This is a genomic window from Flavobacterium sp., assembly GCF_035760125.1.
GTDB lineage: Bacteria > Bacteroidota > Bacteroidia > Flavobacteriales > Flavobacteriaceae > Flavobacterium.
This window is the reverse complement of sequence record NZ_DASTTN010000544.1, coordinates 1-4,506: the sequence shown is the minus strand read 5'-3', so window position 1 is coordinate 4,506 and position 4,506 is coordinate 1. Positions and strand designations below refer to the sequence as shown.

Annotated in this window: 3 protein-coding genes; 2 read left to right on the top strand and 1 reads right to left on the bottom strand. The window is 34.9% G+C overall.

Translation table 11 applies throughout. The annotated features are described in order from the left end of the window. Positions 1-1,434 (top strand): T9SS type A sorting domain-containing protein (locus tag VFS71_RS19310; protein ID WP_326403301.1); only part of this gene is annotated, 1,434 nt, incomplete at its 5' end. 171 nt (positions 1,435-1,605) lie between these two features. Here VFS71_RS19310 and VFS71_RS19305 read toward each other — a convergent pair. Beyond that, positions 1,606-3,795 (bottom strand): glutamine synthetase III, encoded by a 2,190-nt coding sequence (locus VFS71_RS19305; protein WP_326403300.1) that lies wholly within the window; start codon positions 3,793-3,795, stop codon positions 1,606-1,608. A 378-nt stretch (positions 3,796-4,173) separates the two neighbouring features. Between VFS71_RS19305 and VFS71_RS19300 the strand changes: the two genes are divergently transcribed. Then, the coding region (locus VFS71_RS19300) for a glutamine synthetase beta-grasp domain-containing protein (protein WP_326403302.1) at positions 4,174-4,506 on the top strand (333 nt) is incomplete at its 3' end.

Genomic DNA, 4,506 nt, shown 5'->3' with positions numbered 1-4,506 from the left:
GATGGAATGATCGATGGTGGTGAAACAATACTACAGGCTAAATCAACTGATAACACCTATGACAGCAATTCAATTGCCAATGGAACTGTTGTTTCTGTATTGGTAGAAACCACTAATGGTTGTACCGATTCTGACTCAACTGCTGCTATAGTATATGCTAATCCAACTGCCGATTTACAAACATCAGGCGTATGCGCCGGAGCCAGTGCTGTCTTTACAGCAACTCCAAATGGAAATGGCGAACAATACACTTTCTGGTTAGATGCCGATTCTGATGGAATGATCGATGGTGGTGAAACAATACTACAGGCTAAATCAACTGATAACACCTATGACAGCAATTCAATTGCCAATGAAACTGTTGTTTCTGTAATGGTAGAAACCACTAATGGCTGTACCGATTCTGACTCAACTGCTGCTATAGTATATGCTAATCCAATTGCCGATATACAAACCACTAGTGTATGCGTTGGAACCGATGCGATCTTTACAGCAACTCCAACTGGAAATGGCGAACAATACACCTTCTGGTTAGATGCCGATTCTGATGGAATGATCGATGGTGGTGAAACAATACTACAGGCCAAATCAAATGACAACACCTATAATAGCAATACGATTGCCAACGGAACTGTTGTCTCTGTATTGGTAGAAACCACTAATGGTTGTATGGGTTATGACTCAACTGCAGCTATAGTAGAAAATTGTGGCTACGGTTGTACCCCTGGATTCTGGCAAGGAGGTAAAGGTAAAACATTATGGGATAATTCAAATGATCAAATTGCTCAAGCAGTTGGTTTCACTACAAATACAGATATTTCCCTAGTTCTACCTGGGGTAGCCGGTAAATGTGATATTCCATCTACTCTTAAAATGGTTGATGCTATTACATTAGGAGGTGGTAACTGTAGAAAATTGATAAGACACGGTGTAGCAGCAATATTAAACGCTACTACTTTAGCCGAGTATCCATTGCCTACTGGTATAAATGATGTTAATGCATTGAAAGCAGCCATAATAGCAGCCGTAAATAATAAATGTGGATGTGAACCATTGGCTAGTCAACTTGCAGCGAATAATGAATTGAATCATGATCTTTGTGGTACCATAACAACTGATGTAATTGATCAATTAAAAACTAATGCCGAATTGAATACTACTGCTAAAAGAAATGAAGTAGGTAGTTTTACAGCGTCTCCAGTTCCTTTCAGAGACCAACTTACAGTAAGCTATGATCTTAAATTTGTTACAGATGTAAAAATTGAGGTATTCAATACAAAAGGGCTTGTGGTAGCATCTAACTACGACACTAATGGCTACTTGAACAAATCAGTTTTACTAAACATCCCATACACTGGTCAAGAAGAAGTTTATGTGATAAAATTGACTACCAATAGAGGAAGCAGTACCAAAAAAGTAATTTCTTCCAGATAATTTAACTAATTTTAAAGTAAAAAGCATCCGCCACAAACGGATGCTTTTTTGTGCTTAAAAAGTTTTTCTTTCTAAAAAAGAACATCATTGGAAAAACCAATAATTCAAACACATCAGAAAACAAAAAAGGCTTTCCTAGAAAAGCCTTTTTAATTTTATGAACAATAGAAACTACTTTGTCAAAAGTAATTCTCTGTATTTAGTCAATGTCCAAAGTTCATTATCAACCAATAACTCTAGCTTGTCACAATGATTTCTAATGATTTCAAAATATGGTTTTACATTATTACAATACGCTTCGGCCATTGCATGTGCATCAGTCAAATTATTGGCTTTCTTTCTTTCTTCAGTCATTTGTTCTACCTTAGAATTAATTCCTTCAATATGTCCTGAAATCTCTTTTATCAATATAATTTGCTCTTTGGCAATGGATTCAAATTCAGATCCAAAAATATCTTTCAATCCTTTTACATTTTCAATCAAAGTATTTTGATATTTAATAGCCGTTGGAATTACATGGTTCTTTGAAATATCACCTAGAACTCTACCTTCAATCTGAATCTTTTTGGTGTATTCCTCCAATTCAATTTCGTAACGAGCTTCCACCTCAATCTGATTCATAATTCCCATTTCTGCAAATAAATCAATCGCTTGTTTTGAAGCTCTTGCTTTCAAAGCTTCTGGAGTAGTTTTAAAATTGCTCAACCCTCTTTTTGCAGCTTCATTTTGCCAGGCTTCACTATAGCCATCTCCTTCAAAAAGAATTTTTTTAGATTGTTTGATATATTCTCTTAAGACATTGAAAATCGCATCATCTTTCTTCATGTCTTTGGATTCAATTAAATCATCAACGGCAATTTTAAAATCTTTAAGCTGTTTTGCCACTATGGTATTCAAAGTAGTCATTGCATTCGAGCAGTTTGCTGAAGAACCTACCGCCCTGAATTCAAATTTATTTCCTGTGAAAGCAAATGGTGAAGTTCTATTTCTATCAGTATTATCCAAAAGGACATCTGGAATTTTACCAACAACATTTAGTTTCAAATCGGTCTTTTCCTCTGGCGATAATTTCCCTGTAGACACTCCTTCCAATTCGGCCAATACTTTTGTTAATTGTTCCCCAATAAATACCGAGATAATTGCTGGAGGTGCTTCATTGGCCCCTAATCTATGATCATTACTTGCTGTTGCTATTGAGCCTCTTAATAAAGCCTCATAATCATTCACAGCTTTAATGGTGTTGATGAAGAAAGTCAAAAACTGTAAATTAGTCATTGGTGTTTTGCTAGGGCTCAATAAGTTTACCCCAGTATCTGTAGCCAGCGACCAGTTATTGTGTTTTCCAGAACCATTTACTCCTTTAAAAGGTTTTTCATGAAGCAATACTTTCAAATCATGACGTTCAGCCACTTTTTGCATTACATCCATAAGTAAACAGTTATGGTCTACTGCCAAATTTGTTTCTTCAAAAATAGGTGCAAATTCAAATTGATTCGGCGCCACTTCGTTATGACGTGTTTTTACCGGTATTCCCAGTAACATACATTCCTGTTCCAAATCTCTCATATACGTTAAAGCACGAGTTGGAATAGACCCAAAATAATGATCATCCAACTGTTGTCCTTTGGCAGAAGTATGCCCCAATAAGGTTCTACCTGTCATGATAAGATCTGGGCGAGAATTGGCCAACGATCTATCTATCAAAAAATATTCTTGCTCCCAGCCCAAAGTAGCTGTCACTTTCTTAACATTTTTATCAAAATATTTACAAACTTCAGTCGCAGCTTCATCCATAGCCGATAATGCTCTTAACAACGGAATCTTATTATCCAAAGCTTCTCCTGTATAGGAAATAAAAATAGTTGGAATACATAATGTCGTTCCAAAAATAAATGCAGGTGAAGTAGGATCCCAAGCAGTATATCCTCTTGCTTCAAATGTGTTTCTTATTCCACCATGAGGAAAACTGGATGCATCAGGCTCTTGTTGAACCAACTGTGCACCACCAAATTTTTCCAATGGATCACTTCCGTCATAAGAAGTTTCAAAAAAAGCATCATGTTTTTCTGCTGTTGTTCCAGTTAGAGGCTGAAACCAGTGCGTATAATGGGTTACACCTTTAGACAAAGCCCACTCTTTCATCCCCATGGCAATATAATCTGCCAATTTTCTATCGATTTTAGTTCCGTGTTGAACCGCACCTTGTACTCCCTTAAAAGCATCTGAAGTCAAATATTGCTTCATAGCCTTATCATTGAATACATTAGCTCCAAAGAGAACTGATTTTCTTCCTGTCTCCTGAAACTCTACTAACTTTCTATTTGAAGCTTCTTTTAAAGCTTGAAAACGAATTGATGACATATGATAAATCTTAAATTAATAATCATTAATAAACGTATACAAATATAAATTATTCTGCTAAACAAATAATTAAAGCATTCATTAATAAATAGTATTCAATTGAGTTAGATGTAATATCAAAAAAAATGTACCAACAGCCTGATTTTTAAATTATAGTAATAAAAATCTTAACTTATAATTAATATTAAAAACCAGGTAATTACGAATTTAATTATTATACCCCTATAAAATTATAATTTTTCAATTATACCCCTCCTAAAATGCAGTAATATCAAAAATTAAAATCACTCAAATAAAAACTACCCCCCAATTTTACGACATAAACAAATTATTTTATATTTGCATCAGAAAAAAAATCAAAAAACAATTTATAATATTATGGCTAAAATAAAATTAGAATACCTTTGGTTAGATGGTTACGAACCAACACAAAATTTAAGAAGTAAAACTAAAGTTGAAGAGCACGAAAATTTTCAAGGAACTTTAGCAGAAATCGGAAACTGGTCTTTTGATGGTTCATCTACAAGACAAGCTGAAGGTGGTTCATCTGACTGTTTATTAGTACCTGTTGCTATTTATCCAGATCCAACTCGTATCAATGGTTACCTTGTAATGACTGAAGTTATGAATGCTGACGGTACAGCTCACTCATCAAATGGTAGAGCAACTATCGAAGATGATGGAGATTTCTGGTTTGGATTCGAACAAGAA

Coding starts and splice junctions, on each gene's coding strand:
- VFS71_RS19305 (WP_326403300.1), bottom strand. CDS start 3,795: ATGTCATCAATTCGTTTTCAAGCTTTAAAAGAAGCTTCAAATAGAAAG.